Origin of the sequence: Adlercreutzia muris (assembly GCF_041223505.1) — a bacterium.
Lineage (GTDB): Bacteria > Actinomycetota > Coriobacteriia > Coriobacteriales > Eggerthellaceae > Adlercreutzia > Adlercreutzia muris.
Genome location: NZ_JBCLQK010000001.1, coordinates 451,461 through 467,421, shown reverse-complemented (window position 1 = coordinate 467,421; position 15,961 = coordinate 451,461). Strand labels below are relative to the sequence as shown.

At 64.5% G+C, this 15,961-nt stretch carries 15 protein-coding genes and 1 pseudogene; 11 read left to right on the top strand and 5 right to left on the bottom strand.

Annotated features, from left to right (window positions below; translation table 11 throughout):
• On the top strand, positions 1 to 309 hold the full coding sequence (locus AAK988_RS01845) for a YbaB/EbfC family nucleoid-associated protein (RefSeq protein WP_369880311.1): 309 nt from the start codon (positions 1 to 3) through the stop codon (positions 307 to 309).
• A 24-nt stretch (positions 310 to 333) separates the two neighbouring features.
• Positions 334 to 930 (top strand): recombination mediator RecR, encoded by a 597-nt coding sequence (gene recR, locus AAK988_RS01840; RefSeq protein WP_135971274.1) that lies wholly within the window; start codon positions 334 to 336, stop codon positions 928 to 930.
• Between the two features lie 84 nt (positions 931 to 1,014).
• Here the strand turns inward: recR and nrdD are convergent, their stop codons facing one another.
• A complete protein-coding gene (nrdD, locus tag AAK988_RS01835) occupies positions 1,015 to 1,335 on the bottom strand; it encodes an anaerobic ribonucleoside-triphosphate reductase (protein WP_369873068.1) in 321 nt (106 codons plus the stop codon).
• A 171-nt stretch (positions 1,336 to 1,506) separates the two neighbouring features.
• Between nrdD and AAK988_RS01830 the strand changes: the two are divergent.
• From AAK988_RS01830 to pdxR, 7 genes and pseudogenes are all read left to right on the top strand, one after another.
• Positions 1,507 to 2,196: pseudogene (locus AAK988_RS01830) on the top strand (YfcC family protein); the annotation flags it as partial.
• Between the two features lie 202 nt (positions 2,197 to 2,398).
• Entirely contained in the window at positions 2,399 to 2,614 is a 216-nt protein-coding gene (locus tag AAK988_RS01825) for a hypothetical protein (RefSeq protein WP_304855173.1), read from the top strand.
• Entirely contained in the window at positions 2,566 to 2,844 is a 279-nt protein-coding gene (locus AAK988_RS01820; protein ID WP_369873070.1) for a hypothetical protein, read from the top strand. Before AAK988_RS01825 ends, AAK988_RS01820 begins: the two co-directional genes overlap by 49 nt.
• Positions 2,813 to 5,065, top strand: a complete 2,253-nt coding sequence (locus tag AAK988_RS01815) for a molybdopterin-dependent oxidoreductase (RefSeq protein ID WP_369873071.1) — start codon at positions 2,813 to 2,815, stop codon at positions 5,063 to 5,065. The genes AAK988_RS01820 and AAK988_RS01815 overlap by 32 nt, the downstream gene beginning before the upstream one ends.
• A 13-nt stretch (positions 5,066 to 5,078) precedes the next feature.
• Positions 5,079 to 5,657 carry a 4Fe-4S dicluster domain-containing protein gene (locus AAK988_RS01810; RefSeq protein WP_135971279.1) on the top strand — a complete coding sequence of 193 codons (579 nt, stop codon included), beginning with the start codon at positions 5,079 to 5,081 and terminating at the stop codon, positions 5,655 to 5,657.
• 86 nt (positions 5,658 to 5,743) lie between these two features.
• Complete coding sequence (locus AAK988_RS01805) at positions 5,744 to 6,424, top strand: TorD/DmsD family molecular chaperone (protein WP_369880310.1); 681 nt, start codon at positions 5,744 to 5,746, stop codon at positions 6,422 to 6,424.
• A 21-nt stretch (positions 6,425 to 6,445) separates the two neighbouring features.
• On the top strand, positions 6,446 to 7,849 hold the full coding sequence (gene pdxR, locus AAK988_RS01800; protein WP_369880309.1) for a MocR-like pyridoxine biosynthesis transcription factor PdxR: 1,404 nt from the start codon (positions 6,446 to 6,448) through the stop codon (positions 7,847 to 7,849).
• A 202-nt stretch (positions 7,850 to 8,051) separates the two neighbouring features.
• Here pdxR and AAK988_RS01795 read toward each other — a convergent pair whose 3' ends face one another.
• The 3 genes from AAK988_RS01795 to map all read right to left on the bottom strand — a co-directional run bounded on the left by AAK988_RS01795 (position 8,052) and on the right by map (position 11,445).
• Positions 8,052 to 8,924, bottom strand: a complete 873-nt coding sequence (locus AAK988_RS01795; RefSeq protein WP_369880308.1) for a hypothetical protein — start codon at positions 8,922 to 8,924, stop codon at positions 8,052 to 8,054.
• Positions 8,925 to 9,085: 161 nt separating this feature from the next.
• Positions 9,086 to 10,201 (bottom strand): helix-turn-helix transcriptional regulator, encoded by a 1,116-nt coding sequence (locus AAK988_RS01790; RefSeq protein WP_369880307.1) that lies wholly within the window; start codon positions 10,199 to 10,201, stop codon positions 9,086 to 9,088.
• Between the two features lie 359 nt (positions 10,202 to 10,560).
• A complete protein-coding gene (gene map, locus AAK988_RS01785; RefSeq protein WP_289637199.1) occupies positions 10,561 to 11,445 on the bottom strand; it encodes a type I methionyl aminopeptidase in 885 nt (294 codons plus the stop codon).
• Between the two features lie 232 nt (positions 11,446 to 11,677).
• Here map and AAK988_RS01780 point away from each other — a divergent pair, with 232 nt between their 5' ends.
• Positions 11,678 to 13,009 (top strand): MFS transporter, encoded by a 1,332-nt coding sequence (locus tag AAK988_RS01780; protein ID WP_369880306.1) that lies wholly within the window; start codon positions 11,678 to 11,680, stop codon positions 13,007 to 13,009.
• 323 nt (positions 13,010 to 13,332) lie between these two features.
• Positions 13,333 to 14,202 (top strand): DUF4013 domain-containing protein, encoded by an 870-nt coding sequence (locus AAK988_RS01775; protein WP_369873080.1) that lies wholly within the window; start codon positions 13,333 to 13,335, stop codon positions 14,200 to 14,202.
• A 129-nt stretch (positions 14,203 to 14,331) separates the two neighbouring features.
• On the opposite strand, the gene AAK988_RS01770 is transcribed toward AAK988_RS01775, so the two are convergent.
• Positions 14,332 to 15,936 carry a hypothetical protein gene (locus AAK988_RS01770; RefSeq protein WP_369880305.1) on the bottom strand — a complete coding sequence of 535 codons (1,605 nt, stop codon included), beginning with the start codon at positions 15,934 to 15,936 and terminating at the stop codon, positions 14,332 to 14,334.
• Positions 15,937 to 15,961 lie beyond the last annotated feature (25 nt).

The window sequence follows — 15,961 nt, the reverse complement described above, 5'->3', positions numbered from 1 at the left end:
ATGGATATGAAGAAGATGATGAAGCAGGCCCAGAAAATGCAGCGCGACGCCGCCCTCGCCCAGGAGGAGATCGCCGCCATGACCTTCGAGGCCTCTGCCGGCGGCGGCATGGTGAAGGCCATGGCCACGGGCGATATGACGGTCACCGACATCGTCATCGACCCGGCGGCGGTGGATCCGGAGGACGTGGAGATGCTCCAGGACATGGTGGTGGCCGCGGTGAACGAGGCCCTGCGCTCCGCCTCCGAGGCGGCCAATAGCCGCATGAACGCCATCATGGGCGGCATGAAGATTCCCGGCCTGATGTAATCGGCGCGATCCGAGGCGATATTCGTGCAGGCGGCACCTTCCATACAGAAGCTCCTCGACGAGCTGGAGCGGCTTCCCGGCGTGGGCCCGAAGTCGGCCCAGCGCATGGCCTACTGGATCCTGAACACCGATGCGTCCGAGGCCCTGCGCCTGGCCGATGCCATCCGCGAGGTGAAGGCCGGCGTGCATTTCTGCACACGTTGCTTCAACTACGCCGAGGGCGATCTGTGCGAGATCTGCGCGAGTGCGAAGCGCGACGGCTCGGTCATCTGCGTAGTGAGCGAGCCGCGCGATATTCCGCCCATCGAGCGCACCGCCGTGTTCAGCGGGGTCTACCATGTGCTCGGCGGGGTCCTGGCCCCCATGGAGGGCGTCGGTCCCGACCAGCTGCGCATCGCCGATCTCATGGCCCGTCTGGGCCGCGAGGAGGTGGACGAGGTGCTGCTTGCCATGAACCCCAACATCGAGGGCGAGACCACCGCCGCCTATTTGGCCCGGCTTATCAAGCCTTTGGGCGTGAAGGTGACCCGGCCCGCCAGCGGCTTGCCGGTGGGCGGCGATTTGGAATTCGCCGACGAGGTGACCCTCGGCCGCGCTCTGGAGGGGCGCCTGCCCCTGTAGGTCGCGCCTTTTCCACCGGACGGAAAAAGAGACCCGCTGCGGGCGATTCCGCAGCGGGTCTCTCGCGTTTTTCGCGCAAGGATGCTATTTGATGCAGCAGGTGGGAACCTCGTGCTTCACGCGATCGTGCTCCTCGGAGCGCTTGGCATCGTTGAAGCGATCCAGCGTGCCCACCAGATAGCCGGTGATGCGGCGGATGCGGTCGAACTTCACCGGGGCGAGCCCGTAGTGGATGCCCACATCCTCGCCGTCCACGTCCAAGGTGAGGGACTCCAGCTGGCCGTGGGGGTACTTCTCGTGGGCGCGCTTGATGTAGGCCTGAATCTCCGCGTCGGACACGGGGGCGTCGTCGGCCTGGGCGTAGTTCACGGACACCTTCACGCCGTCGATCATCTTGTTCTCCATGGGTGCTCCTTGCTGTCGGCGGAACGAGCGGTTGGCCGCTGCGATCCCAAATGTTCACCATATGTAGTTAGCGATTGAGAATACTACCACAATATCTGGGAGATACAACGGTTGTTCCCGAGAAGTTGAAAAGTTTCCGCGTATACGGGGGAGAAGTTCAATGCCCAGTGGGAGCTGGACGACAACAGCGCGGCGGCTCATGAGTTCTCGATTCGCAAGAAGATCGTGCTGGTGATCTTTGTGATGGCCTTCGTCATCATGATCATCGGCGTCATGAACCTCGGCTGGTGGTTCCCGCAGATGGCAGCTGAGTTCGTGACCTTGTCCATTCTCGTGATGCTCATCGGCGGCACGGGCAAGGACGGCGTGGGCGAGGCGAAGATGGTGGACGCCTTCGGCTCCGGCGCATCGAGCCTGGTGCCCGTGGCCCTCATCATCGGCCTGGCCCGCGGCGTGAACCATGTGCTGACCGAGGGCATGATCAGCGACACCATGCTGAATGCCGCGTCGAACATGGTCACCGGCATGAGCGGCCCGATGTTCGTGATCTGCCTGCTGCTTATCTTCTTCGTGCTCGGATTTGTGGTGCCCTCCTCTAGTGGCCTGGCCGTGCTGTCGATGCCCATCTTCGCGCCGCTGGCCGACACCGTGGGCATTCCGCGCTGGATCATCGTAGCCGCCTATCAGTTCGGTCAGTACGCCATGCTCTACATCGCGCCGACTGGCCTGGTGATGGCGACCTTGCAGATGCTGGACATGAAGATGTCCCACTGGTTCAAGTTCGTGTGGCCCATGATGGTGTTCACCCTCGTGTTCGGAGCCATCCTGCTGAGCGTCTGCTCCGTGGTGTTCGCCGTGTAGTGTCCCAGCCGCCATCGAGCGCCCGTTGCGGCTCTCTGCCATGAGGCCCTCCCCGCTATGCCGGAGAGGGCCTCGCCTTTTGAGGAAGGGGCCATCTGTCCTCTCGAAAAAACCGAAACTGCCCCTGTGGCTTGTGCCTTTCCGCTTCGTACCATGCGCGATGGAAGGAAACCCTTCCACCCTTTTGGAGAGAGGAGAGGAAATGACCGACGACCGATTCGCGCAGCGAGAGCCGGCTATGGACCGCCGTGCGTTTGTGGCTGCCTCGACGGCGGCTGCGGTGGGCCTGTCCCTGGCCGGATGTGCGCCCTCGGTGGAGAAGATGGCCGAAACTGGCGATGCGCCATCTGAGCCGCAGGAGCAGGCGGGGTGTGGACGACGATCTCCTGCATGCAGTCGTGCGGCGGCCGCTGCCTGAACAAGGCGCTCGTGGAAGACGGCGTCATCTTGCGTCAGAAGACCGATGACACCCACGAGGACAGCCAGGAGTTCCCCCAGCAGCGCGGTTGCCTGCGCGGGCGTGCTATCGGGGAGATGGCGTTCGGGGCCGACCGCATCAAGTATCCCCTGAAGCGCAAGGGCTGGCAGCCGGGGGGGCAAGGACTTCCATCCCGAGTTGCGTGGCCGCGACGAATGGGAGCGCATTAGCTGGGATGAGGCTATTCGGTATGTCGCCGACGAGACTAAGCGCATTTACTCGACCTACGGTCCGCGCTCCGTGCTCGTGCCCAGTGCCTTTGGCAGCGCGCTGCACGGCTATCTCGGGGGTTATGTGGGCATGTGGGATACGAACTCCCAGGGCTCGGCTCGCCTCGGGCCCTCGAAGCTCGGCCTCACCGACAACGCGAAGCGCGGTCAGTGCAACGATCGCTACGACATGGCGACCAATGCCGAGACCATCGTGTTGTACGGTTGCAACCCCGCATGGTCGGCCATGGGATCTCCCACGTGGCATTTCCTGGCCGCCAAAGAGCGCGGCGCCCAGTTTGTTTTCGTGGGGCCCACTTACAATGCCAGTGCCAGCATGCTGGAAGCGCGCTGGGTTCGCACGCGTCCCGGCACCGATACCGCCTTGCTGCTTGCCGTGGCCTACGAGATGATGCGACAGGACGAGGCTGGCGAGGGCCTTATCGATTGGGATTTCCTGCATACCTACTGCATCGGTTTCGATGAGGAGAGTCCCTCTCGGGACGGCGAGCACTTCCTCGGCTACGTGCGCGGCGACTACGATGGTGTTCCCAAGACGCCCGAGTGGGCGAGCGAGATATGCGGCACCCCCGCCGAGGACATCACGTGGTTTGCTCGCGAGCTCGGCTGCGACAAGGCTGTCTTCATCGCAAGCTCCTTCGCGGCCTACCGTTGCAACGGCGCCGAGGACCTGCCCCAGCTGATGATGACCGTCGGCGCTATGGGCGGCCACTTCGGGAAGCCCGGGCATGCTTGCGGCGTCTACTATGCTGACAGCGCCTCAGACGGTCCGGTGAACCTCATTCTCACCGGCGGCTCGGGCGAGGCCGAGGCTGCCGAGGCGCTGGGCGTGGATGGTCCCGACTTCGGTTTCGAGGCCCCCGACGACCTCATCGGCTCCTCGGAGTTGTGGCGGGCGGTGGCCACCGGCTCCTACCGTTTTATCGGCAACCCGTGCGGCATCGACGTCGTGCCCGGCGAGGAGCGCACCATCGACATCCGCATGATCGAGAACGGAAACTGGTCGCCCATGCGCTCTCTGCTCGACACCAACCAAGCCGTGGAGGCGCTGCGCGGCGACCGGGTGGAGTTTGTTGTGAACCGCAGCTTCGTTCCGCGCCTCGATGCCCAGTACGCCGATATTATCTTGCCGCTATGCAGCGACTTGGAGCGCGACGGTGGCACGCTCATGGGCACGGGCGATGGGGGTCGTGAGGTCGTGTTCTGCTATTCGCAGGTCTGCGAGCCGATCTACGAGTCGAAATCGAGCGATGAGATAGACAACCTGATTCTCGAGGCTATGGGTTACGACCACCGCGGGCTGCATCCCCTGTCGGAGCGGCAGAAGACCTTCAACGAGATTGCCGGCACCACGGTGGCCGATGGCTCTGCGGACAACCAGGTAACCCTGGTATCCATCACCCAGGAGGATATCGACGCCTGGGGGGTGGAGGGCACCCCGCAGGAGGGCCTTATCTCGTGGAGCGAGTTCCGAGAGAAAGGCGTCTACCAGATTCCGCGGTCCTCGGCCGATGACGGCTACGGCTATATCGCCTACGAGGATTTTGTCGCCGACCCCCAAAAGAACCCGCGCGAAAGCGAGAGCGGCAAGTTCGAGATCTGCTGCCAGTGGAAGGCCGATGCCCTGAACGCCATGGGGTACTCCGAGGATACGTACAAGCCCTATCCCACCTACCATGTGCCCGTCGAGGGCTTCGAGCAGACTTTCGACGATTGGGGAGCCAAGAAGAAGGGTGATTACCCCTTCCAGTGCTACAACCCCCACTATATGCGCTTCGCCAACGGGGTGTTCGGAAACACCATGATGTTGGCAAGCATTCTCGAGCACCCGGTCTTTATGAACAACGAGGATGCGACGGCTTTGGGTATCGAAGACGGAGACACGGTGCTCGTTTCCAGTCGATACGGCTCGGTGCTGCGCCATGCCAGCCTCTCGCCGCTGACGATGCCCGGCTGCGTGGGGCTGCCCAACGGCGCCTGGGCTCAGTTCGACGAGAACGGCGTGGATGCTGCCGGTGCGGTGAACTCCCTTACGGGGTCGGTGTGCGTCGGCATGGGCACGGCGGGCTACAACACGCTCAACGTGAAGGTCGAGCCATATGCCGGAGCCGCTTTGAGGGCAGATGCGGCTGCCCAAGTGGTTCTTGCCGCGAACGAGTAAGAAGGGGATTGCCATGAGAAAAGGTTTTTATTTCGACGAGAGCGCCTGCGTTGGCTGCCGTACGTGCCAGGCGGCTTGCATCGAGGCTCACGATGTCCCGTTGGGGGTGTCGTTTCGCCGGGTGTTCAGCCTGACGGGTGGCGCCTACCCCGAAGCGTCTATGTTTCACGTGAGCTTGGGGTGCAACCACTGCGAGTCGCCGGCCTGCGTTGAGGTGTGCCCTGCCGGCGCCATGGTCGTGGACGAGGCGGATGGTACCATCCAGCACGACGACGAGGCGTGCATCGGCTGCCAGTCTTGCGTGAAGGCATGTCCCTACGGGACGCCGCAGTTCCGCGACGATTTGAAGATCGTGCAGAAATGCGATGGCTGCCTCGGCTTTCGCGAGCAGGGGGAAGACCCTGTCTGCGTGGCCGCTTGCACCATGCGCGCGCTGAGGTTTGGAGATATCGAGGAGCTGCGCGCCCAGTATGGCGGGGAATGCGTGTCCGAGCTGCCGTGCATGCCTTCCGCTAGCGAGACGACCCCCTCGCTGATTATGCGGGCGAAGGCCGTTGCCCTTGAGAACGAGGGCTCGGCGTTTACCGTATAGGCACCCCTCCTCGGTCCGTGCGGCGGACGAGGCGTCTTGTCCTCGGCTGCCGCACGGCCGATTCCCGTTTCGTCAAAGGAGTGATGATGGAAATCGCTCATGCCGACATGATCGAGGCCGAAGCGCTTGCCGAGCAGGCGGCCGCGCGCCACTACCTCTACCAGTTGCTTGCCCGCGCGTTCGCCGAAGAGCCCGATGACGCCTTGCGGGAAGCGCTGTCGTCGCCGCTGACGGCGCAGGCTTGGCGATGCCTGGTGGAAGCGGGGGCTGTGGAGAAATGCGGCGAGCTCGATTCTGATCTGCGGCGCTCCGATCTGGCGGCGGCCCTGTCTCGCCCCGAATACACAAGGCTGTTCCTCGGCCCTGGCGTCTTGCCGGTGCCTCCTTGGGAATCGGCGCACACGGCCGGCTCGCGGGGGCTGTTCTCCCGTGACACCTTGTCGGTGCGAAAGTTCTACGCATCCTTCGGATACCGCGTTCAGGGTTATCCGCGGGTCTCCGAAGATTTTCTTGCTACGGAGCTGTATTTCGTGGCAGCTCTGTGCCGGGAAGAGCTCCATGCTCTGAGCGAGGGGGACGACGCCGCTGTTACCCGTGCGAGAGGGGCTCGGCAGAGGTTTCTGCGCGAGCACGTGGGGCGGTGGATCGGTACGTTCTCCGTTCGCCTGTCGGCACAGGAGCCGTCTTCGGCTTATGCGGTGCTCGCCCAGGTGGCGAGCACCCTGGTGCAGGGAGATGGCTCGCGAGCGGAAAACGCCTTACAATAGACCCGAGAAGAGGGGGCGGGCATGATTTCCATTGAGCGAAGTTCGGCAACACCGGCCTACGTCCAGTTGTACGAGGGCTTGCGCGAAGACATTGTGCGCGGCATTTACGAGCCCGACGCAAAGTTGCCTTCGGTGCGCTATGTGGCGGAAGAGCTGGGCGTTTCGCGCAACACCGTGGATAAGGCCTACCAGCAGCTCTACGCCGAGGGCTATGTCGTGTCCCGGAACCGCTCGGGTTATTACGTCGATCCGGCTATGCCGACGGAAGGATGCGGGACCGATTGGTCCGGGCGTTCGGAGGGCATTTTGGCAGAGATGCTCAAGGCCCCCGCAGATCCCCCGGTTCCCTATGACTTCTTTTACGGAAGCCTTCCAACGGAGCTGTTTCCCGCTGAAGCGCTGCGCAAGGCGGTGGGGGAGGCGCTGTGCTCCCTGGAGGGTTCCAACGACTATTCCGACGAGTTCGGGTTGCTCTCGTTGCGCGAATCTCTGAGTGGCTATCTTGGCCGCGCCCGCAGCGTGCGGTGCTCGGCCGGGCAGATTGCCATCCAATCGGGAACGCGGGACGGCATTGAGCGGCTCATGCACCTGTTCGATCCTGAGCGCCATATTGTCGCTATCGAGCAGCCGGGTTTTGCCGGTGTGGCGCAGGTGCTTGCAAACAACCGGTTCTCGATAGCCCCGCTTGATGTGTCGTCAAGCGAGGCGTTCTTCGGCGATTTGGAGCGCAGCGGCGCAAAGATCGTATTCGTGACCCCTTCCCATCAGTTTCCCACGGGGCGTATCATGTCCTACGCGGATCGGATGCGGCTTATTGAATGGGCCCATGCCCAGGGGGCTTTTATCCTCGAAGACGATTACGATAGCGAATACCGATACCAGGAGCGTCCCATACCTTCGCTTCAATCCTTGGACCGCTACGGATGCGTCATCTACACGGGCACATTTTCCAAGGCCTTCTCGCCGGCTATGCGGGTGAGTTATCTCGTACTGCCTCCTGAGCTTGTAGGGCCTTACCGCGATCGAATGAGGTCGTACTGGTGTCCTGTCTCATGGGTCACGCAGAAAGCCCTGGGCGTTATGCTCGGGAATGGCTTCTATGAAAAGCACGTGCGGCGGCAGGTGAAGTACCATCGCACGTCCCAACGACTTCTCATAGGGGCGCTCCATGAGGCCTTCGGCGATAAGGTTGCCATCGACGGAGAAGGAGCGGGACTGCATCTATGGCTCCATGTGGACGATGCTCGTCCGACTGAGGAGCTGATAGCCTTGGGACTTGAGGAGGGCGTGCGGGTGTATCCTTCACATCCTTATTGGGTTGACGCGAAGAAAGCGCAGCCAGGAACGTTGCTCATGGGCTACTCTGCCATTTCCCATCGCCTCATTGCCCCCGGCATCCGCGCCTTGGCTCGTGCTTGGCGCTGAAGGCGCCCGCCCTCGAGCAGAGCACGTCTTTGGGCTTCTTCATCCAGAGGAGCGCCTTGCGAACCATGGCGCCGAGAAAAGACAAAGGGTTCTGTCCCCTCCAAAAACAGAACCCTCATCTATGCGAAGCTTGGACGCTTCCTCGTAAGTCGCTGACCATTATAGCAGCATCATAGAAAAAGCAAAACAAAAACTTTAGCCGTTACTTTTGATGCCTGCGGCCCTTCATGAGCTTGGCGCCGAAGGCGCAGACGTCGGTGGCGCCGATGGCAATGAGCAGCATGGAGAAGCCGGCCTTCAGGATCTGCTGGGCCGTGGCGCCCGTGCCGGAGAAGGCCTGGCCGCCGTTCATGCGGTAGCCATCGAAGAGCTCGCTTACCTCGGCAGGCGTGTAGAAGGCGAGCATGCAGAGGCCGAACACGATGACGATGCAGCCGACGACGATGCCGCCGATAAGGAATGCGCGCTCGGGATCGAGGCTTGCGGCCTGCTTTTTGAGGGCTGCGGCTTGGACGGCAGCGTGGGGGTCGTAGGTACCGGCATGGCCCGGTTCCGGTTGGTGCGGTGCGGGGGCCGGTTGCTGGGGCGCATGGGGGGCGCCGTAGGCAGCCTGGTAGGCTGCCTGGTGGCTAGCGACGGCTCCGGTTGCACCGGGAATAGCGGCGGGCTGGTCGGGATAGGACTGGGCGAGGTTCTCGCGTTCCATGGCCCGGCCTTCCACGGTATGGCCTGCGTCAGCATCGAACACGGGGGTGGCGGGCGCTGCGGGGGCCGCTCCCTCCAGGGGCACGGGCTCGTTGGTAACGGCTGGCTCGTCGGGGTTCAGCTCCTGGGACTGCAAGACCTCGCCGAGCATCTCGCTGCTATCGCCCGCCGCGGCCATCTCAACACCGTCGATGGTGCCGGGGCCCTCATCGGCCACTGCAATCGTCTCGGTGACGACCTCGTCGGCCGTGACGGTGCTATCGGATCCTTCGATGGGGTAGGTGGGGGCAAGGGAGTCACGCTCGAGCTCGCGGCCCTCGGCGGCGTAGCCGGCAGAGGTGCCAGGCGTCGGATGGGTGTTCTCAGCCATGGAAAGCTCCTCTCAGGGATGGGGACAATGGAACTTATGCCAGCATAAGGAGCGCGCCGCCCCGAAAACGGAGCGGCACGCTAATCGTATGGCGACCGTAGGATTTCCGCCACCGTTTCGCAAAACGCTCTGGCGAAGACGGGCACGGTGGTTGTCCGGCCTTACGCTGTCGGATCGTCTTTGATGAAGGTGGACACGGCGATGCCGACCACGCCGCACAAAAGGCCGCCGACCACCCAGGCCATCCAGAAGTAGGCCGTGTGCCACTGGGGCACGAGCAGCAGCGCCATGCCCACTATGGTGGCAATGATCATGATAATGCCGCACAGACCACTCGTGAGCTGGCTCTTGCGATGGCGCCGTTCCAGGCGCGCCCGGGCGCGGGCAATTTCCGCATCCGAGGCGTTCGGTATGCCCAGCAGCTCGCAGATCTGCTCGTCGGTGTACAAGCCGCGCAGCTGGGCTGCGTCCGATTCGCGGAGGTACTTCCACGTGTCGCTTTCGGCCATGGCTTGCTCGCGGGCCTCGTTGTAGTTGGCGACGTACACGCGGGACAGCAGGATGGAGGAGCGCACGATGATCCACGCGCCCGCGGCGAGGAGGGCCACCATCGCGGCGGAGGCGATGCCCTCGGCAAGGGCGCCGTGGCCGTCGGAGAAGCTCGCGGCGACAACACCGATGAACAGGAGGAGAAGCCCCGCCACGAGGCCAATGGAGAAGGTGCGCTGGGCCTCGCGGCGATCGTCGGCGGTGTAGAAGTCCTGGACGTAGGGGTGGCTGCGCTGAAACTCGCTGTGCCGGAAGAAGGCGGGGAGGATAAACGCGAGCCAGATGCCGATGCCTGCGAACAGGGGGATGAGCCCCAGCGCTTCCAGGCTCGGGGCAAAGCACTCGGTGACGGTGCCGACCAGGATGAGCAGCGAGATGCCGATCAGCAACGCGCCCACGCCCGCGGCGATGCGGTTGGCGAAGGCGCGCATGTGCTCGTCGTAGCCGCATACGTCCTGAGGCGGGCCGCCCGCGCTCTGTCGCATGGCGTCGGCGCGGGCTTGGGCGGCCGCACTCGGCACGGTGCAGGTCAGGTCGCCTGTCACCAGGTCGTCTAAGGTGCAGTCGAATATCTGGCACAGCTTCAGCAGCTTGTCCATCTCGGGGTAGGCGCGCTCGGCCTCCCACTTGGTGACGGACTGGCGGCTCACGCCCACCATCATGGCCAGCTGCTCTTGGGCCATGGCGTGGGTGGCACGCAGGTGCTGCAGGTTATCGCGGAAACTCATAGCGGGTCCTCTCGGGGTGAATATGCGATCGGTCAGGCGGTGTCGACGCATTCCACTCTACGGTAGCCGGCCGGCTGAATCCACCAACTTGCGGCATCATTTTCAAGCGCCTTGCGGTTGCCAACCCCAGGTCAGAACGATGATCGAGCGGTGACGGGAGAGGGAGGGGCCCGTTCGCGGACGTCTGAGCGCCCCCTGGAGAACGCGATGGTCAGGCAATAGCTTCCACGTCAGCATCAATGATTTCGGGATAGTACCGAGATGCGTGCGTCATCTTCGCTATTGCCATGATCGCGTTCGGAAGGGGGTCAGCGCGAAGTCGGCTGCGAACGGGCCCCTCCCCCTCCCGGTGCGGACGGCTACCAGCTCAAGAGCTCGTAGCCGTCCTCGGTGACGACGATCTGCACTTCCCACTGGGCCGTAAGCGACCTATCGGCTGTGCGCACGGTCCAGCCATTGGGGTCGGTCATGTCGATCTCCTGGGCGCCGGCGTTGATCATGGGCTCGATGGTGAACATCATGCCCGGCACCATGATGGGGCCTTCTCCCGGCTCCGTGACGAAGCTGACGAAGGGATCCTCGTGGAATTCCAGGCCGATGCCGTGGCCGCCGAACTCGCGCACCACCGTGTAGCCGTGGGCCTTCGCGTACTCGTTCACCGCGGCGCCCACATCGCCCAAATGCCCCCAGGGCTTCACGGCTTTCAATCCTTCCTCCACGGCTTCCTTGGTCACGCGCACCAGGTCGGCGGCTTCGGGCGATACCTCGCCGATGCAGAACATGCGGGAGGAATCGGAGAAGTAGCCGTCCAGGATGGTGGAGCAGTCCACGTTCACGATGTCGCCCTCGGTGAGCACCTCGTCGGCGCTCGGAATGCCGTGGCACACCACCTCGTTGGCGGAGGTGCACACGCTTTTCGGGAAGCCCTCGTAGTTGAGTGGCGCGGGGATGGCGCCGTGCTCGACGGTGTAGTCGTGCACCCACGTATCGATCTGCTCGGTGGTCACGCCGGGCCCGATGCGCTCGGCCACGTAATCGAGTACGCCCACGTTCACAGCAGCCGAGCGCTTCACGCCCTCGATGTCGGCGGCGGTCTTCAGCAGATCGCGGCTCGGCACGTCCTCTCCGGCCTCGAAGAGCCCTTCCAGGCGCTCGTCGAAATCGAGGTGGCACTTCTTGTACTTCTTGCCGCTGCCGCACCAGCATTCGTCGTTGCGGCCGGGGCTCGTCAGTCCATCGTACATAGGTGATGCTCCTTGAAATAGGCTTGCTCGGTGAAAAGTTCGCCGCCTATGGTACTACAAGTTGGCGGCTAGGATCGTCCTCTTGTGGGGGCGTCCAACGGGGCGGCCGGCTTCTTGGCGGGTTCTCCCTTCCGCGAGGTGCGGGCGGCGTGGTACCCTGATAACGTGCGCTCGGCTGGTTGGCCGGGCGTCTCTTATCGAGGATTGCACGGACGAAAGCGAGGTGAAGGTCATGGCGGCGGTGAGTCCCGGTGTGTACAAGAAGGTGCTGCAGGTGCGATCGGCCTACGCCTTCGACATCGCCTGCCTGCTCATGCGCTTCTTCGGCGCCATGCTGAACATCGGCGTGGTGACCATGCTCACCTTGTCGGGGTACTCGTTTTTCACGGCAGGGCTGGCCTCGTCGCTGATCGCGCTGTCCATCTTCGTGGTAACGCCGCGGGTGTCCAAGCGCATCGACGAGCGCGGGCAGTCAGCCGTGGTGCCCAAGGCGGCCGCTGTGTCGCTGCTCGGCCTGGTCATTCTGGTGGGGAACACGGCAGTGCACGGACCGGTGTGGCCGCTGTTCGTGGGTGCGCTGCTCGTGGGATTCTACCCGAGCCCCCAGGCCATGGCCCGTGCGCGGTGGACCTATCTGATTCGGTCGGGGAAGCTGGGCGAGGCGGCTCCCGATCTGCGCACCATGTTCTCCTACGAGAGCGTGCTGGACGACATGGCGTTCATCTTCAGCCCGTCTATTTCCATCGCACTGGCGGCGGCCATCGTGCCGACGGCGGGCATGATAGCCGGCGGCGTGGCTTTTGCCGTGGGGGTGGTGCTTCTGTGTGCGTCGAAGTCCACCGAGCCGGTGCCCGGCTGGTCGGACAACCTGGCCGAGGGCGCGCAGGCTGCTGCCGCCGAGGTGGAGGGCGAGCCGGCGACGGTGGGCGCGGGGGCGGCTCGCTCGGTGCCCAAGAAGAGCCTCATGCGCACGTCGCCGGCGGTGCGGGTGCTGTTTATCATCTATGCCTTCGCCGGGGCCTTCTTGGGTCTGTTCGACACGGCGACGGTGTCGCTGGCTGAAGATTTGCACAGCCCCGATTTTGCCGGGGCCGTGCTCATGGCCTCTGGTGCGGTGTCCATGGTTGTGGGGTTCTTGTTCGGCATGGTGCGCTTGCGGGCGCCCCTGGCCAAGCAGCTGGTGGTGGCCGCCTGCGCTTTGGGGCTGTCTTTCGGCACCATGTTCTTCATCAATTCGGCACCCTCGCTTATGGTGGTGGCGCTGATCGGGGCGGCCACCTATTCGCCGCTGCTGATCGTGGCCAACGGCGTGTGCGAGCGAGCCGTGCCCGACGCCCGTCTGACCGAGGCCATCACCTGGCTGAATGCCGGCTACACCTGCGGCGCGGCCTTCGGGCCCACTACGGCCGGGGCCATTATCGATCTGTTCGGCACCATGGCCTCCTTCAAGGTGGGTGCCGTGCTGTGCCTGGGGATGCCCTTAACCGCGCTTCTGTGCTACCGCATCGTGAAGCGCAACATTCGACCTGCCTATACGGTTATGGAGAGGCGCGAGCTGTCGTAAGGGGAGGCCGAGCGGGCGGCCGACGGGCGGTTGAGCGGGCGGCCTGAAACCCGCCCCTGCAAGTGCTTGGCATCCGGCATGGCCACGGAACTCGGCAGGCTCCGTAGGGCCGCGGGCTTCAGCCCGCCCGCGATCCCCGCTCTCTGATAAAAAGATGACGATTCCGCTACTGATTGGGCGTCAGTAAGTTCGGGCTGTCACAATGGGGGCGCGACGATGCCAGCCATTTGGCGCGACGACGCGGACGGACGCATTCTCGCGCGAAACGAGCTGACCGCCGCCCTGGTGAGGCGGGCGCTGCCCGCAGAAGAGAAAGGATCGTCATGGATCAAATGAACTACACGGCTCCTCAGCCGCAGCCGACGCAGCCGGCGTACGCCCAGGGCTGTATCGGGGCCGCCTGGGCCGACATCAAGGCGACGCCGGGCTACATCGGCAAGCTGCTGGTGCTCGGCCTCATCATGTGCGTGCCCATTCTGAACTTCGTAGTGCTGGGCTATCTGCTGCACTGGTCTCGGGAGGTGCCCTTCGGCGGCAAGACCCCCATGCCGGCCAAGTACGTGACCGGCAAGAACTTCGAGTTTGGCTTCTACGCCTTCGTTATCGGTCTGGTCGTAGGGCTCATCGTCGGCGTGGCCGGCATGATTCTCGGCGTAGTGCCGGTGCTGGGGTGGATCGCCTATATGGCGCTGGCGCTGGCCGGCAGTGTGGCCATCTCCCTCATGGAGATGCGCATGATCATGGGCTACACCCTCGGCGACGGCTTCAACGTGAAGGACATCTGGCAGGTGGCGCGCCGCAATGTGGGGCAGCTGCTGCTGGTGACCTTGGTGCCGGGTATTGTCGCCACCGCCATTGTCAGCGTGGTGGGCGGCATCGTCATCACCCTGGCGCTGTTGCTCGGCCTGGGCGGCGCGATGCCCTCCATCATGGCCTCGTCCTACGCCAGCTCGGTCTCGGCGGCCGACGTGTTCTCCATTGTGGGGCTCATTGCCGGCCCGACGCTCTTCGCGGTGCTGCTCGTCTATGTTGCGGGTATGATCGTGGAGACGGCGGCCAACGCCATCACCGTGCGCGGTCTCGGCCATTGGGTGGCCCGCTACGCGCCGGAGTGGACCGCTCTCGCCATGCCGGCGGCCCCGGTGCAGCCCACCCCCGGTTACCCCCAGAATCCCGGCACGCCCCTTCAGTAGGGAAGGGCGCGCTCTTCCCTCGGGGATGAACGAGAACGGACCCGCCATTGAGCGGGTCCGTTCTCGTTCGGTGCCGGAATAAGTGGAGTTTGGCGGGAGGGTCTCCCGCTTGATGCGCCGATCTACTCGCTATTCGACGTGGATTTCCAGGGCCTTGATGCCGATGGGGGACCAGCTCGTGGCGAAGGACTCCTCGAGGGGGCCCTGCACATCGGCGCTGCGTCCGACGAGGCCCTGGCCGTTGTCGTCGAGACCGGCCACGGCCACGGCCACATAGGAGAGGCGGTAGGCGGTGCCGTTGATGCTCAGCTCGAGAGGACGGGCGAGCTCCAGGACGAGCTGTACGCGGCCGTCGGCATCGGCGCTGAGGCTGCCGTTGCTGTGGCCGTTGCCCTGGGCCAGAGCGTTCGAGGAGCCAAGGGCTCGCAGGGTGCCGGACAGCGACACGCTGTCGCCGTAGTACACCTCGCCGAGCTTGTCGGGGGCGGTATTGGCCCGCGCGTCCACTGAGGCAGGGCTGTTGCCGGCCGTGGGATCGTCCTCGTCCTTATCCTCGTCGTCCTTGTTCTCGCTGTCGGCGGGCTGCTCCGTGTCATAGTCGATCTGGCCCGCATTGTGGACGCTCACGTGCCAGCCCTCGTTGTTGGACCAGGACACGTTCAGCGTGACCACGGATGTGCGCTGCTCGTTGACCGTCTTCCCGTCAACCTGGGTTTGCGCCTGCTTCGAGAGGGTTACGGTGAGCGGGCCGCCGTCGGTGGTGAGATCGGTGGAGGTCTTCACCACGGAGGCGCCGGCCATGGCCTCGCTGTAGGTGGCGTCGTGGGCGGCCAGGATGGCGTTCAGGTTGTCCATGATGTCGCCGGCTGCGGCGGGGGTGAGGGGCGTGGCCGTCTGCTCGCCGCAGGTGGCTTCCCCGGGGATCCAGGTCTCGCTCGTCTCGGAGTACTCGAAGGGCAGGGTGACGGGCATGGTGATCTCCACGCCCTTGTTCTTGTAGGTGGCCGTGGCGGTGGCGGTACACTGCACGACGGTCTGGCCGCTCACGCCGAGGTTGACCGGCTCGCCGATGGCGATGTCGCTGAACTTCGGGCCGATGAGGGAATCTTGGGAGACGTAGGCGAAGCGGGAGATGTCCGGCATCTCCAGGGCCAGCTCGTTGAAGGCCGCCTCGACGCGGTTGTCGGCCAGGGCGACGCGCTGGGTCTGCGTCGGCGCTTCCTGGGCGAAGAAGCCGGAAGTGAAGAGGTAGGCCACGGCGCCGGTGGCAACGAGGGCGATGATGGCCAAGGTGATGACCACGGCCAGGGCACCACCGCCTCGTTTGCCCCCCTGGGCCTTCGCCGCATCCACGGTGCCGTAGGCCACGGCGGGGGATGCCAGGGGCAGGGGCGGTTCGGGCGCGATCGGGGCCGCGGGAGCAGGGCCGCTCGCCGTGGCCGCGGAAGCCTCGCCGGCGCTGGGAGCGCTCTGGCTGGGGGCCGGGGCCGCGGCCGCGACGCCACCATCGGCGGCCGCTGCGGCGACGGTGGAAGCTGCGGGGGCGTTCCCGGGGCGGTCGTCGCCCGGGACTGCCGCGGCATCGCGGCTCATGTCAGCTGAGGTGGCCTCAGGGGCCGATACGGTATCGGTTGCGGCCGCGGCGCCGGCACCCTCGGGTGTGGCTTCCGCAGCGCTCTGGATGAAAGCGGCGGCGGCTTCGCGTGCGGCCTTCTGCGAATCGTGGTCAGTCATGAATCCTCCTGGATGACGGGCCGCA

Excerpts from the sequence above, each read along its gene's own strand:
- AAK988_RS01845 (WP_369880311.1), top strand. The coding sequence starts at position 1 with ATGGATATGAAGAAGATGATGAAGCAGGCCCAGAAAATGCAGCGCGAC.
- nrdD (WP_369873068.1), bottom strand. The coding sequence starts at position 1,335 with ATGGAGAACAAGATGATCGACGGCGTGAAGGTGTCCGTGAACTACGCC.
- AAK988_RS01825 (WP_304855173.1), top strand. The coding sequence starts at position 2,399 with ATGACCGACGACCGATTCGCGCAGCGAGAGCCGGCTATGGACCGCCGT.
- AAK988_RS01810 (WP_135971279.1), top strand. The coding sequence starts at position 5,079 with ATGAGAAAAGGTTTTTATTTCGACGAGAGCGCCTGCGTTGGCTGCCGT.
- AAK988_RS01805 (WP_369880310.1), top strand. The coding sequence starts at position 5,744 with ATGGAAATCGCTCATGCCGACATGATCGAGGCCGAAGCGCTTGCCGAG.
- pdxR (WP_369880309.1), top strand. The coding sequence starts at position 6,446 with ATGATTTCCATTGAGCGAAGTTCGGCAACACCGGCCTACGTCCAGTTG.
- AAK988_RS01795 (WP_369880308.1), bottom strand. The coding sequence starts at position 8,924 with ATGGCTGAGAACACCCATCCGACGCCTGGCACCTCTGCCGGCTACGCC.
- AAK988_RS01790 (WP_369880307.1), bottom strand. The coding sequence starts at position 10,201 with ATGAGTTTCCGCGATAACCTGCAGCACCTGCGTGCCACCCACGCCATG.
- map (WP_289637199.1), bottom strand. The coding sequence starts at position 11,445 with ATGTACGATGGACTGACGAGCCCCGGCCGCAACGACGAATGCTGGTGC.
- AAK988_RS01780 (WP_369880306.1), top strand. The coding sequence starts at position 11,678 with ATGGCGGCGGTGAGTCCCGGTGTGTACAAGAAGGTGCTGCAGGTGCGA.
- AAK988_RS01775 (WP_369873080.1), top strand. The coding sequence starts at position 13,333 with ATGGATCAAATGAACTACACGGCTCCTCAGCCGCAGCCGACGCAGCCG.
- AAK988_RS01770 (WP_369880305.1), bottom strand. The coding sequence starts at position 15,936 with ATGACTGACCACGATTCGCAGAAGGCCGCACGCGAAGCCGCCGCCGCT.